Source organism: Allobosea sp. GW822-FHT05A11 (assembly GCF_058800455.1).
On the sequence record NZ_JBXAMI010000001.1, the window covers coordinates 677,815 to 692,974 of the forward strand.

At 68.1% G+C, this 15,160-nt stretch carries 13 protein-coding genes; 6 read left to right on the top strand and 7 right to left on the bottom strand.

The window, feature by feature from the left end; genetic code table 11:
• Window positions 1-7: 7 nt before the first annotated feature.
• The 3 genes from AC1RLU_RS03290 to ribA form a co-directional block, all read right to left on the bottom strand.
• Window positions 8-1,540, bottom strand: coding sequence for an MFS transporter (locus tag AC1RLU_RS03290; RefSeq protein ID WP_492793832.1), 1,533 nt, complete (start codon window positions 1,538-1,540; stop codon window positions 8-10).
• Window positions 1,541-1,640: 100 nt separating this feature from the next.
• A complete protein-coding gene (locus AC1RLU_RS03295) occupies window positions 1,641-4,004 on the bottom strand; it encodes a glycosyltransferase family protein (RefSeq protein ID WP_492793834.1) in 2,364 nt (787 codons plus the stop codon).
• A 31-nt stretch (window positions 4,005-4,035) separates the two neighbouring features.
• Complete coding sequence (gene ribA, locus AC1RLU_RS03300) at window positions 4,036-5,163, bottom strand: GTP cyclohydrolase II RibA (RefSeq protein ID WP_492793836.1); 1,128 nt, start codon at window positions 5,161-5,163, stop codon at window positions 4,036-4,038.
• 253 nt (window positions 5,164-5,416) lie between these two features.
• Here ribA and AC1RLU_RS03305 point away from each other — a divergent pair, with 253 nt between their 5' ends.
• The gene (locus tag AC1RLU_RS03305) at window positions 5,417-5,980 is read left to right on the top strand and encodes a cytochrome b (protein ID WP_492793838.1); all 564 of its coding nucleotides are present in this window, start codon (window positions 5,417-5,419) and stop codon (window positions 5,978-5,980) included.
• A 7-nt stretch (window positions 5,981-5,987) separates the two neighbouring features.
• On the opposite strand, the gene AC1RLU_RS03310 is transcribed toward AC1RLU_RS03305, so the two are convergent.
• The 4 genes from AC1RLU_RS03310 to AC1RLU_RS03325 are packed head-to-tail and all read right to left on the bottom strand — an operon-like array spanning window position 5,988 to window position 9,344.
• Window positions 5,988-6,827, bottom strand: coding sequence for a class I SAM-dependent methyltransferase (locus tag AC1RLU_RS03310; protein WP_091856222.1), 840 nt, complete (start codon window positions 6,825-6,827; stop codon window positions 5,988-5,990).
• Window positions 6,827-7,891 carry a glycosyltransferase family 4 protein gene (locus AC1RLU_RS03315; RefSeq protein ID WP_492793840.1) on the bottom strand — a complete coding sequence of 355 codons (1,065 nt, stop codon included), beginning with the start codon at window positions 7,889-7,891 and terminating at the stop codon, window positions 6,827-6,829. Before AC1RLU_RS03315 ends, AC1RLU_RS03310 begins: the two co-directional genes overlap by 1 nt.
• Window positions 7,888-8,289, bottom strand: coding sequence for a 6-pyruvoyl trahydropterin synthase family protein (locus tag AC1RLU_RS03320; protein WP_492793842.1), 402 nt, complete (start codon window positions 8,287-8,289; stop codon window positions 7,888-7,890). Before AC1RLU_RS03320 ends, AC1RLU_RS03315 begins: the two co-directional genes overlap by 4 nt.
• A 35-nt stretch (window positions 8,290-8,324) precedes the next feature.
• A complete protein-coding gene (locus AC1RLU_RS03325) occupies window positions 8,325-9,344 on the bottom strand; it encodes a zinc-dependent alcohol dehydrogenase (protein WP_492793844.1) in 1,020 nt (339 codons plus the stop codon).
• 54 nt (window positions 9,345-9,398) lie between these two features.
• On the opposite strand from AC1RLU_RS03325, the gene mdoH reads away from it, so the two are divergent.
• The 5 genes from mdoH to AC1RLU_RS03350 all read left to right on the top strand — a co-directional run bounded on the left by mdoH (window position 9,399) and on the right by AC1RLU_RS03350 (window position 15,147).
• Window positions 9,399-11,213: a glucans biosynthesis glucosyltransferase MdoH gene (gene mdoH, locus AC1RLU_RS03330; RefSeq protein WP_492793846.1), complete on the top strand. Its 1,815-nt coding sequence runs from the start codon at window positions 9,399-9,401 to the stop codon at window positions 11,211-11,213.
• On the top strand, window positions 11,210-11,986 hold the full coding sequence (locus AC1RLU_RS03335) for an FkbM family methyltransferase (protein ID WP_492793848.1): 777 nt from the start codon (window positions 11,210-11,212) through the stop codon (window positions 11,984-11,986). The genes mdoH and AC1RLU_RS03335 overlap by 4 nt, the downstream gene beginning before the upstream one ends.
• Before the next feature lie 207 nt (window positions 11,987-12,193).
• Window positions 12,194-13,162 (top strand): hypothetical protein, encoded by a 969-nt coding sequence (locus tag AC1RLU_RS03340; RefSeq protein WP_492793850.1) that lies wholly within the window; start codon window positions 12,194-12,196, stop codon window positions 13,160-13,162.
• A 201-nt stretch (window positions 13,163-13,363) separates the two neighbouring features.
• Window positions 13,364-14,143, top strand: a complete 780-nt coding sequence (gene otnI, locus AC1RLU_RS03345; RefSeq protein WP_492793852.1) for a 2-oxo-tetronate isomerase — start codon at window positions 13,364-13,366, stop codon at window positions 14,141-14,143.
• Window positions 14,143-15,147 carry a glucokinase gene (locus AC1RLU_RS03350; RefSeq protein ID WP_492793854.1) on the top strand — a complete coding sequence of 335 codons (1,005 nt, stop codon included), beginning with the start codon at window positions 14,143-14,145 and terminating at the stop codon, window positions 15,145-15,147. The genes otnI and AC1RLU_RS03350 overlap by 1 nt, the downstream gene beginning before the upstream one ends.
• The last annotated feature ends 13 nt before the right edge of the window (window positions 15,148-15,160 follow it).

Genomic DNA, 15,160 nt, shown 5'->3' on the forward strand with positions numbered 1-15,160 from the left:
GTCGACGTCAGTGCGCGTCGCCGGCACGGGCGTCGCGCAAGGTCGTCAGGGTGACGGCGATGCAGAACAGCATGCCGATGATCGAGAGCACGGCGGCCGCCCGGAAGCCGACCATGAAGGCGTCGCTGGCGCGCGCCAGCATCGGCCCGGCCTGATCGGGCGAAAGCCCCGAAGCCAGCGCCAGCGCGCCGCCCAAAGTCGAGCGTGCGGGAGCGAGCGCTTCCGTGCTGACGCCGGATACCGCGACATCCGCCATGCGGCTGCGATAGAGCGCGGCGCCCAGGCTGCCGAGCACGGCGATGCCGAGCGCGCCGCCGAGTTCGGCCGAGGTTTCCGACATGGCGGAGGCCGCGCCGGTGCGCTCGGGCGGGGCCGAGCCGACGACGATGCCGGTCGTCAGCGTGATCACCGGCGTGAAGCCGATCGAGAACACCACCGAAGCCGCGACGATCTGGATCAGGCTCGGTGCGAAGACGAGCCAGACGAAGCCCAGTGCCGAGACCGCCATACCGCCGGCCATCAGCGCTGCCGGCTTGTAACGCCCGACAAGGGCGGGCGTCACGAAGGAGGCGAGCGTGAAGGCGACCGCCGAGGGCAGCGACCAGAGCCCGGCCTGCAGCGGCGTCAACCCGGCAACGAGCTGAAAATACTGCGCCAGGAAGATGAAGCTGCCGAACATGAAGAGGATGCTGGCGAGGTTGATCGTCAGCGCCGCGCGGAAGGCCGGGATGCGGAACATGGCGAGATCGACCATCGGGTCGGCAAGCCGCTTCTGCCGCCGGATGAAGATCAGCACGAAGGCGAAGCCGACGAGGATCGCCACGGCGGCCAGCCAATCGAAGCCATCGGCCGCCCAGTGCTTGATGCCGTAGACGAGCCCCAGCACGGCCGCGAGCGAGAGCAGCGCGCTCGGGATATCGAGGCGCCCTGCGCGTGGCGTGCGATATTCCGGCAGCAGGATGGGGCCGATCGCGAGCAGGAGCAGCATCGGCGGCACGGCGATCAGGAAGACCGAGCCCCACCAGAAATATTCGATCAGGAAGCCGCCCACGACGGGGCCGATGATGGCGCCGGCCGAGAAGCTGGCGATCCACATCGAGATCGCGAAGGTGCGCTCCTTCTCGTTCGTGAACATCACGGTGATCAGCGAGAGCGTCGAAGGGGCCAGTGTCGCGCCGGCGATGCCGAGCACGGCACGCATCGCGATCAGCATCTCCGCGCTGTTCGAGAAGGCGGCGACCGTCGAGGCCACGCCGAAGAAGGCAGCGCCGATCATCAGCAGCTTGCGACGGCCGATGCGGTCCCCCAGCGTGCCCATGGTCATCAGGAAGCCGGCGACCATGAAGCCGTAGATGTCGATGATCCAGAGCAGCTGGCTCGCGCTCGGCTTCAACTCGCGCGTCAGCGTCGGCACCGCGAGGTTCAGCACCGTCAGATCCATCGAATAGATCATGCAGGGCAGGGCGATCGCGATCAGGCCGAGCCATTCGCGCCGCGTCGCCTTCGTCTCGCCTTGGGTCGAAGCGGGCGCGGCCGTCATGGTTGTCTCGCAGGTTCGCTGTCAGGCCGGGCTCTCTGACACGACAGCGCGGCGGAAATTGGCAGGAGAGGCGATTTTGCCTGTCGGCCGCGGCCGGCCGTTATCCCGGCTGGTTTGCCGGGGGCTTGCGCAGATGCGCGACGATATCCTGCCAGAGGCCGTCCAGGGGGCGGAAGACGAAGCGCACCGTCGACTTGCCGGGCGGCACGACGACGGCCCGGAACAGCACATTGGCGCGGAGCAATTCGGCCGGCTTTCCGTCGATCTCGACCTGCCACCAATGGTGCCAGACATCGTTGAGCACGAGATAACCGCCGCGCGCCGTCTCGGCCGCCAGCGTCACGGTCGTGGTGCCGTAGTCACGGATCGCGACGCTGTCGGGACCGAGGGGGCCGGTCGGGAGCGGCGGCGGATCGCGGTCGAGGAGGACGGTGCGGCGCGGGTCGAAACCTTCAGGCCACGCGCCGGTCTTGAGGATCGCATCGAAATCCGCCTTCCGGGCATCGGTCACCAGCAGCACGCGCGGCAGGGCGCGCGGATTCTCGTAGACGAAGGCGTCCTTGGTGCGGGCAATCTGCCTGAGGTCGCCGGGTTTCAGGCGCTTGTCGATCTGCTCGACGGGGACGCCCGTCGCGATGAAGCGCAGGCCGAGCATGTCGGCGAGCAACGAGCGGTAGCCCGGCATCAGCGGGGAGAAGGTGCGCTGGTCGGGGAGGGCGACATGGTCGCCGGCGCCGGTCGCCTTGGTGTAGAGGCCGAGGCGCAGCGGGTTGTAGCCCAGTGTGTTGTCGAGGTCGTGGACGAGGCTGGCATTCGGCCAGTGGAAATCGATGCCCGCGAGCTCGATGCGGTCGCGCCGGTCGGGGGCGGCGGTGCGAGCGGTCTCGCGCTTCAGCAGGGCGATGGTGTCGTTGCTGCTGTCCTTGCGCAGCACGTCGTACATCTTTGCGGGGAGGGCGGTGGATTCGCTCGGTCCATTGTTGACTGCGAGGTCGATGGTCAGCGTCGCGGCCAGCACCAGGGTCGCCGCGAGTACGGAACCTCGTTTGGCAAATCCGCGCGCGGCAACGAGGCCGCCGAGCGAGAGCATCCCGCACAGCGCCGCGATGACGAGCGGCATGGCCGCGACCGGAATGCGCCCGACCGTCCAGGCGAGCCAGATGGCGAGAGCGAGCGCGCCGATGAAGATCAGGGCCTCGACGGCGACCTGCCAGGGCCGCGCCTTCGGGGCAGCGTCGGTCATGACGAGATGGGTCAGGTAGCCGCCGAGCAGGGCGAGCAAGGCACCGAGGATGAAGAGCGCGTCGGCCGGGCGGCGGTAGAAGCTGATGCCGGGCAGTTCGAACAGCAGGCGGAAGGCCGGCGTGTAGCGCCCGAGCGCGAAGAGCAGGACGATGAGCGTCGCGACGGTGAGCGGGGCGATCTCGCGCCGCCAGAGCGCGCCGCGGACGAGGCCCACCGTGAGGATCAGGCCCATCGGCAGCAGGCCGAGATAGAGCTGGCTCATGTTGCGGGCGAGGAAGAGGCTGAGCGCCCCGAAGCGCGCCTCCCAGGCCGGACTCGGCGCACCCCAGAAATCAGCGAGCGGCCCGGCCGCGCCATAGAGATTGGCAAAAAGTCCGGTCAGCAGGGCGGCCGGGTGCAGCGAGCCCTTGCCGGCCTCGACGAAATCGATGACGGGGCGGTTCGATTCCTGCGCGATGAAGGCGGTCAGCAGGATCGGGATCGTCGCGACCAGGGCGGCGCCGAGCGTGCCGGCGATGAGCGGCGGCAGGCTCGCACGGAAGGCGCGCCACGGGCTCTGCGCCATCAGGATCGCGGCAATGACGAGGCCGGCGAGCACATAGACGCCGAGTAAGGCGACCTGGTCGCGCCCCAGAACCATGAAGCCCGAGACGATGCCGGCAGCGAAGCCATAGCCGATCGAGCCACGCTCCAGCGCCCGCGAGAGCAGAAAGAGCGTGACCGCGAAATAGCCGAGGCTGAGCACCTGCCCGACATGCTGGATGCGCCAGGCTGCCGCCGCGCCGAAGGCGAAGGCAAGCGCCGCGACGACAGCGCCGGCCGGATGCCAGCCACGATCCCGGAAGATCACGACGATCGACAAGGCGCCGAGCAGCAGCGTGCCGAGGACGGCGCCGTCGCTCCAGCGGAAATCCGGAGCCGGGTTCAGCAAGGCTATCAATGCGAAGGATGGCGAGAAAATCAGGGATTGCGGATCGGCGACCTGCGGCGAGCCCGAAAAGACATAGGGCGTCCAGAACGGCGAGAGGCCCTTGTGCCAGGCATCGGCAAGAAACTGGAGCTGCGGGTGGAAATGCGCCTTGGCATCCCAGGGAATGGTGAGCGTGCCCGACAGCCAGGGCCAGGACAGGGCGAGCCAGGCGACGAACACGATCGCGCAGACGCTGGCGAGCGGCCAGCGCACGGGGCTCTCGGGCAAGGCGTGTTCGGGCTCGGGCATCAGCCAGGCCTGATCGCAAACGGGAGCGCGGTCAATCCGTCGGGGCGGCGCGCGCCATCAGCGCGTCCATGTCGATGAAATGGCCGGCACGGTCGCGCTTGGAGGCGAGGTAGCGGACGTTATGGGCATTCGGCCGCCCGAGCACGCGCTGGGTCGCGGCGACTTCAAGTCCTGCCGCCTCGATCGCGCCGATCTTCTGCGGGTTGTTGGTCAGCGCCACCACGCTGGAAACGCCGAGCTGCTTCAGCATCGTCGCGGCGAAATCGAAATGGCGCTGGTCGAGATCGAAGCCGAGGACTTCGTCGGCGTCGTAGGTGTCCCAGCCCTGGCTCTGCAGCTTGTAGGCGCGCATCTTGTTGGAGATGCCGTTGCCGCGGCCTTCCTGGTCGAGATAGAGCAGGATGCCGCCGCCGTTCTCGGCCATCCACTGCACGGTCTCGCGCAGCTGGTCGCCGCAATCGCATTTCAGCGAGCCGAACAGGTCCCCGGTCAGGCAGGCCGAGTGCAGACGGACCGGTACGGCGGCCGCAAGATCGGGCTTGCCGACGATGATCGCGACCTGGTCGCGCAGGCCCTCGCCGCCGCGGAAGACGACGAATTCGGTATCGGGAGCGCCTTCCAACGGCACCGGCGCGCGGCCGACGACCTTCAGCGTCGCCGCCTGCTCGGTGCGGTAGCCGTTCACGGCCGCGACCTCGACTTCGACGAGCGGTTCACCGGCGACCGCTTCGACGCTCACGGGTACGAGGATCACCGCCGGCAGCACCAGCGAAAGACGCGAAAGCTCGAGCGCGGCCTCGTCGAGGGTGGAGGCTGGCGCGACCGGGGCATCCATGCGGCCGTCGATCTTGAGCGCAAGCGTCTCGATGCGATCGGTGTCGATCGTCGGCAGCGCGAAAATGCCGGTCTCGAGCCGTCCTTTGGCACCGAGACGGCGCAGACGCGCGGCGCTCAGCACGAGATGGCCGCGACCCTGCGCCAGCGTGTCGAAGCTGCGGGCGAGGTCGGCGTCGGCGAGCTCGGCGGAAAGGGCCAGCGCGAGCCGCTCGCCATCGCGGAGCAGGACCGGCCGGCCAGCACGAAACTCGGCAATCGCCCGTTCGACCTTCACGAGATCCGTCTGGAGGGATGGGCCGAAGAGCGTACGCGACTCAGGCATCGAAAAGTCCGTCAGATTGGGCCGGCGACCGGCCGAGGGGCATCCAGGGCACCATCGGTATCGATATAGGGCTTCGCAGTGCACTCTGCCAGCAACGTGACCGGCACGGTGCGGGTTCCACGATCAAAACCACGTCAGGCCGCGTCCGTCGGCAAGCGAAAGTGGGAACCTCCGGAGCACATCGTCGTCCTATGGGCGCAACCGCTTGAATATGGGATGAATGCCGTTCCGGCAGCAGGTCAGGGGCTTTCCGATGCAAGACGAGATGCCGATAACCCGCACCTACAGTCCGATTGCCCGGACGCTGCACTGGATCACGGTGGCGGCCGTCTTCCTGATGATCCCGGTCGGCCTGACCATGACCTACCGCGGCAACGTGCTGAACATCTGGGACGGGCTGACGAACGGCCTCTACAGCGCGCATAAGCTCACCGGCTTCCTGCTGCTATGGCTGATGGCGGGACGGCTCGCCTACCGCCTGCTGCATGGCGCGCCGCCGGACGAGCCGACGCTGGCCTGGTGGCAGAAGGCAGTCTCGCATCTGGTGCATTGGCTGCTCTACGGCCTGCTGCTCGTCGTGCCGCTGCTCGGCTGGATCGGGGTTTCGCTGTTTCCGGCGCTGACGATCTTCGACCTGTTCGACCTGCCGGCGCTGGCGAGACCGAACGAGGATGCAGCCAAGCGCGTGCTCGACATTCATGGCAAGCTCGCGCTGGCGACCGGGGCGCTTGCTCTGATGCATATCGGCGCTGCGCTGCATCACCGCCTGATCCTCAAGGACGGCGTGATGCGGCGCATGCTGCCTTGGGTGAGGTAAGGCGGCTCTAGATCGGTCGGGCCCAGAAATCCTGATGGCCGATCATCGCCGACTGCGCCTCGCGGCGCGCCGCGAGCCAATCCGCTACCGTCTTCGGATCGAGGCGGCCGGTTTCGCCGGCCGCTGCGGCGATGCCTTCCGCCAGCGCCTCCCGCAACGGCCGATGTTTCGCATCGAGTTGCCAGTTGCTGTCGCCGCTCGAGATCGCGAAGCCCGATTTGCGGAAAGCTTCCGCCATGATCTCGCAGGCATCCGGGCCGGCCGCAGGGCCAAAGCCCTTATCGCCGTGCTGATGGTCGGTGAAAGCGGCATGGATGCCGGAATCAGCCGGATGCTCCGGCTGCCAGGTTTCGCGGCCGTCATGGGTGAGTACGGCGTAAAGCGGCAGGTGCTGGCTGGCCAGCGCAGCGACGAAGCGTTCGATCCAGCGCTTCGAGGCGAGGTCGAAGAGGGCGGCGGCGGTGACCAGATCGGGCTGCCAGCCCAGCACCCATTCGAGATCCTTGTTCAGGTCGACCTTGCGGGTGTCGACCGTGATCGCCTTGCCGTCCTTGGCGAGCACGAGTTCCTCACCCTGCTCGCGCGCCTCGTCGGCCCAGTCGGTGAGGCGCTCGCGGGCGAAGGCGAGAAGCGCGGGGTCGTGGTCGACGAGCGTCCAGTGCTGGCGATCGGGCAGGGCGGCATAGGTCGCGCGCAGGTTCGAGCCTGCGCCGCAGCCGAGATCGAGCACCGAGAGCGAGGCCTTCTCAGCGAAATAGCCACCGACCGCGGCGAGAACCTGCGGATTGCGCGCCGCATGATCGACAGGCTCGCGCAATGCGAGCCATTCCGGAGAGAAACCAGCCATTACCCCACCTTTCGGCCGCCCTCGCGCAGGCAGGCCTGCGCGACGATGCGCGCGGTCTCGCTCCAGCGCGGCAGATCGCCGGCTGCGGCCCACGCGGCATCGGCACGCTGCCGACGCTCTGCCGGCGCATCAATCAGCCTTGCGAGCGCCTTGGCAAGTGCCACAGCGTCACCGGGCGGCACCTTGAGGGCGGCGGCATCGGGCAGGGCTTCGGCGCCGGCCCCGCTCAGCGTGGTGATGATCGGCAGGCCGCGGGCGAGTGCCTCGGTCAGCACCATGCCGTAGCCTTCGTAGAGCGATGGCATCACGAAAAGATCGGTTTCGTCATAGAGTTGGGCGAGCCTTTCGGCTCCGACGCTACCGGTCAGCAGGATGCGTTCCGTCAATCCGGCGCGGGCGACATCGTCGCGCAGTGCCGCTGTGGTTGCGGGGGCATGATCGGGCGAGCCGGCGATGGTCAGGGTCCAGGGTCGATCCGCGATCGCTGCCAGCGCATCGACGAGGATGCCGTAGCCCTTTCGCGGAATGAGCGAGCCGACGGCGAGCATGTGGAGCGCTTCGCCGCGTTCGGAGCCCTTTGCTCGTGGTGCCGGATCGGCGCCGGGGATCGCGACCGCGATGGTATCGGCGGGGACGCCGAATTCCGCCGTCAGAGTAAGTTTCGTCGCTGGGCCGGTGACCACGACGGCGCGTGCATGGCGCAGGGCCAGCATTTCGCTTCGTCGCAGCCTCTCCGCCGTCTCCGGGCTGAGTCCGGCTTCCAGCGCCAGCGGGTGGTGCACCAGTGCGACAAGCCGATCCGCGAAGCGGGCCGCGAGCGCTTCGGGGAACGCACCGAAGGCGAGGCCGTCGATCAGCAAGGTGTCGTCGGGGGCGGCTGTGGCGAGGAGCTGTTCTGTCGCCGCAAGGTCTTCGGCCGTCGGGAAGGGAAAGGAACCGGGCAGGGCGAGATGGCGGGACTCGACGCCGGCTTCGCGCCATTCGCGCAGCAAGCGCCGATCATAGCCGTAACCGCCTGTCGGTGCATCGATATCGCCGGGGATGGCGAAGACGATGGCGCTCACGCGAGCGCGCCCTCGTAGCTGGCGCGGGCGAGATCTGTCTCGTGCAGGGTCACGCGAATCTTGCTCAGCCCTGCGCCATCCGGGCCGAGCGCGCCGGCCTTCGCCGCCGCGGCCATGGCGTCGAAGATGTGCTTGCAGAGGAATTCGGTGGTGGTCAGCACGCCCGCGAATTGCGGGAGCGTGTCGAGGTTCTGATACTTCAGTGGCTTCAGCGTCTCGGCGAGGGTGTCGAGCGCCGCGCCGATATCGACGACGACGTTCTGCCTGTTCAGAGATTCCCTGAAGAAGGCGACATCGACCACGAAGGTGGCGCCGTGCATGTTCTGCGCCGGACCGAAGAAGGGATCGGGCAGGGAATGGCCGATCATGATGCGGTCGCGGACTTCGACGGAAAACATGCGATCTCCCGGGGATTGCGTTTCAGGCGGCGCGGTCAGGCGCGCGTTTCATAGCAAATCGCGGCTGTCAGGCCAGCCGCGCCGGGCGCGAGCAGGCCGGGCAGGCGCTCGGCCAGGTCGCGGAAGGCGATCTCGTCGGTGATCAGCGCATCGAGCCGGTCGTCGGCGAGCAATGCCATCGCGGCCTGCGACCGGCGGGCATAATCCCAACGTGCGCGCCGCGAGGCCGAGACCAGGCCGACCTGCGAGGAGACGAGCTGGAGCCGGCGCGCATGGAAGGCTCCACCGAGCGCGGCGGGGACGGCGCCTTCGCCATACCAGCTCAGTTCGACGACCCGTGCCTCTGTGCCGGCGGACGCGATGGCGGTCGCGAGCCCTGCCGCCGTGGCGCTGGCATGGAAGACGATATCGGCATCGACAGGTGCTGCGTCCGGCAATGCGAAGTCGAAGCCGAGAGCGCCGGCGAGCGCGGCGCGGCGCGGCTCGACATCGACGAGCGTGACCTCGGCTCCCGGCAGCCGGGCGGCCAGCCAGGCGACGAGCAGGCCCAGCACGCCGCCACCGACGATCACGATCCTGTCAGCGGGACCGGAGGCGGCATCCCAATGGGCGTTCAGTGCCGTTTCCATGTTGGCGGCGAGGATGGCGCGCCGGGCCGGAACCGTGTCCGGCACCGGGACCAGGCTGCCGCGCGGGGCGACGAAGCGGTCCTGATGGGGATGAAGGCAGAAGACGATGCGGCCCAGCATGTCGGGCGGGCCGGCATCGACGCGGCCGACGGCGCAATAGCCGTATTTGACGGGAAACGGGAAGTCGCCCTGCTGGAACGGGGCCCGCATGCGTTCATGCTCGGAGCGGGGGACGCGGCCTTCGCAAACCAGCCGTTCGGTGCCGCGGCTGACGCCGCTCCACAGCGTCGTGACGAGGCAGTCCTCCGCCCCGGGGGCGGGCAAGGCGATCTCATTCAGGTTGCATTCACGGGGTGCCGTATACCAAAGCGCAAGAGCCTTTGCCCTTGCGTCAATCGAGGTTGCAGGCTTTAGCTCCCGCGCCATTCGCGTCCGATCCCGTCCGTCCGAGCCTGTCTGCCTACCATGACAGAGACCGCCATGAACCAGCGTCCCGCTCCGACCACGTTCCGGCGGGCGATGCAAGAGGCCGGGCCGAGCGGCCTGACCCCGGCCGGGCTGCAGGCGGAAACCGCGCTGCGCCGCCGGCGGTTCCTCGTCCTCGCCTTGAATCTCGTGACGCTCGCCCTGCTCGCCGCCGGGCTTGCGCGGGTGCTCGGGGCCGGAGGCTGGACCGCTGCGGACGTGGCGATCTTCGTCGCCTTCCTGTTCGGCGCGCCCTGGACCGTGCTCGGCTTCTGGAATGCCGCGATCGGGCTCTGGCTCCTGCACCGCAAGGCGGATGGGCTTGCCGACGCCGCGCCCTTTTTCGCAGCCGGAGAGCAGGCGATGCCGCTGACCTTGCGCACCGCCGTGCTGATGACGTTGCGCAATGAGGACCCGGCGCGCGCCTTCCGCCGGCTCAAGGCCGTCAAGGACAGCCTGGATGCGACGGGCGAGGGCGTCTGGTTCGACTATTTCGTGCTGTCGGATACCAACGACCCGGCTGTCGCCGCGGCCGAGGAAAGGCTGGCCGAAGCCTGGGCGCGCGAGATCGGCGAGCCGGCGCGCCTGACCTATCGCCGCCGCAGCGACAATGCCGGATTCAAGGCCGGCAACCTCCGCGATTTCTGCGAGCGCTGGGGCGAGCGCTACGAATTGATGCTGCCGCTCGACGCCGACAGCGTGATGGCGGGCGAGGCGATCCTGCGCATGGCCCGGATGATGCAAGCGCATCCGAAGCTCGGAATCCTGCAAAGCCTCGTGGTCGGCATGCCCAGTCGCTCCGCCTTCGCCCGCATCTTCCAATTCGGCATGCGTCACGGCATGCGGCCCTATACGATGGGCTCGGCCTGGTGGGCCGGCGATTGCGGGCCGTTCTGGGGGCACAACGCGCTGGTGCGGATCGCGCCGTTCCGCCACCACTGTCATCTCCCGGTGCTGCCGGGCGGGCCGCCGCTGGGCGGGGCGGTGATGAGCCATGACCAGGTCGAGGCGGTGCTGATGCGCCGGGCCGGTTACGAGGTGCGCGTGCTCCCGGTCGAAGGCGGAAGCTGGGAGGAGAACCCGCCGACCATGCTCGACTTCGCCAAGCGCGACCTGCGCTGGTGCCTCGGCAACCTGCAATATCTCAAGTTGCTCGACCTGACCGGCCTCAAGCCGATGAGCCGCTTCCAGCTGATCTGGGCGACCCTGATGTTCCTCGGCCTGCCGGCCTGGACATTGATGATCGCGCTCCTGCCGCTGAAGGTGTTCGAGGACCGGGCGATCGCCGATTATCCGGCCGTGCTTGCCGGCGGGCTCTATCTCCTGTTCCTGGCGATGTATCTCTCGCCGAAGCTGGCAGGCTTCGCCGACATCCTGCTCACGCCGGGCGGCGCTGCGCGTTACGGCGGCCGGGCGCGCTTCCTGGCCTCGGCTGCGATCGAGCTCGTCTTCGCCTTCCTGCAGGGCGCGGTGTCGAGCTTCCGGACGACGCTGTTCATGGCCGGGCTTGCCTTCGGGCGGGCGAGGATCGGCTGGAACGGGCAGGCCCGCGACGTCCATGCCCTGTCCTTCGCGACGGCCTTCGCCGGCCTGTGGCCGCACCTGCTGTTCGGGGCCTATCTGTTCGCCACGCTCGGCGTGATGGCGCCGGCGGTTCTGGTCTGGTCGCTGCCACTGACGGCTGGCTATGTGCTGGCGATTCCCTTCGCCATGCTGACCGCGTCGCCCGGCTGCGGCGCCTGGCTGGCGCGACGCGGGCTCTGCGGCATCCCGGAGGATTTCGACCTGCCGCCGGTTCTGGCCGCGATCCGCGACGGGGAGGCGGCATGAACGCCGTCACCTATCCGAAGGGGACGGTGAAGGCGCTCTCGCGCTCCTTGCGCATCTATCACGGCGATAAGCAACGCCACGCGGCGATGGACCGGCTCTACGGGGCATTCCTGGGGCCGGGCGATCTCGCCTTCGACGTCGGCGCTCATGTCGGCGACCGGGTCTCGTCCTTCCGCCGCCTGGGCGCGCGCGTCGTCGCACTCGAGCCGCAACCGGGCGCGGCCCGCGTCATCCGCCTGATCCATCGGCGCGATCCGCTGGTGACGCTGGTCGAGGCGGCCTGCGGCGACCATGAGGGCTCGATCGTGCTCCGGATCAACAGCCGGAACCCGGCTGTCTCGACGGCCTCGGCCGCCTTCATCGGCGCGCCTGCCAGCGTGCGCGGCCCGGAAGAGCAGGCGCCTTCGGAAGAGCAGGCCTGGGATCACGAGATCGCGGTGCCCTGCACCACGCTCGACCGATTGATCCTGCGCTACGGCCTGCCGAAGCTGCTCAAGATCGATGTCGAGGGCTTCGAGGCGCATGTGCTGGCGGGGCTGACCAAGGCTGTGCCGGTGATCTCCTTCGAATTCACGACGATGCGGCGCGAGGTTGCCGAGGCCTGCCTCGTCCTGCTGGAAACACTCGGCCCCTATCGCTTCAATGTCGCGATCGGCGAGAGCCAGGTGCTCGAACTCGGCGAGCCCGCGAGCGCCGAGGCGATGGGCGATTTCCTGCGCGGCCTGCCGGGCGCGACCAGTTCGGGCGATGTCTACGCCATCCTGACCGGCTGAAGGCGCTTCAAAGGGCATCCGGACGGGCGTTCGAGCCGTCATCGCTTGCTGTCGTCGAGCGGAACGATGCTGCTTCCCGGCCGTTGCCGGAGAACCCGAAGCCCGCCGGGTCGCAGCCAACCATGGCCCGGTTCCTGTCCAGCCCGGTCAGCCCAGGTTCATCCGGCCGCGATCAGGCTGTTTCGGAAACCGTCACCAGGGATCGCCATGACTCGTTTTCTTCGCCCGCTCGCCGTTTCGGTCGCTCTTCTCGCCTCGCTGACGGTTGCGCGGGCAGCGGGCGATATCGCCGTCGAGGTGAAGAACGAATCCGAGCCGGTGCTCTGCGCCGAGAAGGACAACGTCACGATCAAGGCGATCTCGCCCGAGGTCCGGCGCTTCCAGATCGTGGCGGCGCATCCGGCCTACGTCGCCGGGCTGGTGCGCGACAACTGGGATGCCGACTGGACGAATTGCGACATGAAGGGCGATCCGGCCTTCGCGTCGCCGACGCCGCCACGCCGCGTCACTTTCTGGGAATCAATCGATTACTGGCTGGTCGGCTACACCTTCCCGAGCTTCTGGCGCCCGGCGGAGACGACCTTCCGCGTCGGCGACCGCGTCGAGAAGGGCTTGCATCTCGTCCAGCTCTGGAAGCTCGGCAAGGACAAGTCCCACGAGGTGCTCGTCGTCTATCCGCAGGACGGCAACTGGCGGGCCAGGCCGCTGCCGCCGGAGCATCTCGGCTTCTCCTCCTACGGCTCCTCCTTCCTGTTCGGGCCGATCGAGCAGGACGGGCGCCCGGTGGTGAACATCAAGGAGATCGAATTCGACCCGAAGACGCTGACCTTCAAGCTGAATTTCAAGGACGGCTCGTCCGGTAGCCTCAAGCTCGACAGCGTCGACGAGAACCGGATGGTGCTCGATGCCGTGCTCGACCAGCCGGTGACCGGCGGCAAGGGCTTCGTCGCGCTGCGCTCGATGTATGTCACCGAGTTCAACAACGACGTCGCCCGCATCGCGTTGCGCGAGCCGGGCGCCAAGGGCTGGCGCGAGGAGGCACTGATGTCCTATCCCGGCGGCAAGGCGACCGATATCTGGATGGGGCGCACGACGCATTCGCGCCACAACACCTCTTCGCCCGACATGGTGTTCCGGCGTTTTTCCAGTGATCCGAACCCGCCGCCGAAGCCTTAAGCGCCGTCATTCTCGGGCTTGCCCCGAGAATCTCATGACCAGTGAGCACTGGTTTTCGAGATGCTCGGGTCAAGCCCGAGCATGACGCGGAATGCGGCCGCAGCGGAACGCATTCCCTCCCTGCCGCGTTTGGCCATGACGCGGCTGGCGCATCGGTCTAACCTGCGCCGACCGATCCGTGCCCAGCCTGCAGAGAGCCTCATGCCGCGTTTTGCCGCCAACCTGTCGATGATGTTCACCGAATGGGAGTTCCTCGATCGCTTCAAGGCGGCTGCCGAGGCAGGGTTCGAGGCGGTGGAATTCCTGTTCCCCTATGAGCATACGCCCGAGCAGGTCGGACTGGCATTGGCCGGCGGGGAGCTGACGCAGGCGCTCTACAACCTGCCGCCCGGTGACTTTGCCAAAGGCGAGCGTGGCATCGCGGCACTGGCCGGGCGCGAGGACGAGTTCCGGACTTCCGTCGATACGGCGCTGTCCTATGTCCACGAGACCGGGGTCAAGCGCCTGCACATGATGGCGGGGCTCGCCGATCCCAACGACACGACCGCGCAGAAGACCTATCGGGCCTCGCTCGCCTATGCCGCCGACAAGCTCGGCGAGCAGGGCATCGATCTCCTGCTGGAGCCGATCAACGGCAAGGACATGCCGGGCTATTTCCTCAACGATTTCGACCAGGCGGCGGCTTACGTCCGCGAATCCGGCCGGCCGAATGTCCGATTGCAATTCGACATGTATCATTGCGAACTGATCCACGGCGACGTCTCGGCCAAGCTCGGGGCGCTCTACCCGCTCGTCGGCCATGTCCAGATCGCCCGCGCCAATGGCCGCCACGAGCCAGATGCCTCGGGGCCGGATTACCCGACGCTCTTCAATGAACTCGACGGCCTCGGCTATGACGGCTTCGTCGGCTGCGAGTACCGGCCGGAGGCCGGCACGCTCGAAGGGCTCGGCTGGTTCGCGCCCTGGCGGAAGCCGCTCTGATGCGCCCGCCGTCGATCTCCTATCCGGTGCTGGTCGCCGATATCGGCGGCACGAATTGCCGGTTGTCGCTGGTGGCCGATGCGGACTGCGCGCATCGGTCCTTGGCCAGGATCGGTACGGGCAGCTATCCGACGGCAGAAGCCGCCTTCGCTGCCGTGCTCGCGGACGTGCCGGAGAAGCCGCGTTCCGCCGTATTGGCGGTGGCCGGCCCGCTCGATGGCCGGCAGGCGCAACTGACCAATGCCGTCTGGCATCTCGATGGGCCGCGGATCGCGGGCGCTCTTGGCCTGAGCCAGGGCCTGATGGTCAATGATTTCGAGGCGCTCTCGGCCTCGCTCGCGGTGCTGCGGCCCAGTGATCTCACCACACTGGTCGAGGGCGATCCCGAGCCGGAGGGCGTGAAACTGGTGCTGGGGCCGGGCACCGGTTTCGGCGCGGCGGCGCTCCTGATGCGGGGGGAGCGCGGCGTGCTGATCCCGACTGAATCCGGCCATATCGGCATCGGCCCGGAGGACCAGACCGAGCAGAAGATCTGGCCGGCGCTGAGCGAAGGCATCCCGCGCCTGACGGTCGAGCATCTCCTCAGCGGCGACGGGTTGGTACGCCTGCATAAGGCGGTGGCCCGGACCTCCGGCATGCTGGAGGCGGAGGTCAGTGCGGCGGATGTTTCCCGCCTCGCCCATGACGGCGATCCGGCGGCGCTGATGGCGGTGGTCTGCTTCTGGCGCTTGCTGGCGCGGGTCGCCGGCGATCTCGCTCTGGTCTTCAAGGCGACGGGCGGCGTCTACATCGCCGGGGGCATCGCACCGCATCTCTTGCCGCTCGCGGACAAGACGGCGATTCGCGCAGCCTTCGCCGGCAAGCCGCCGATGGAGGATCTGGCGGAACGTTTTGCCCTGCATGTCATCACCGCGACCGATGCGGCCGAGCAGGGACTGGCGGCGATCGCCGCCAATCTCCATCGCTTCGGGCTCGACGATCCCAAGCGGCTGTGGTTTGGCTGAGCGGCCTTTTCAC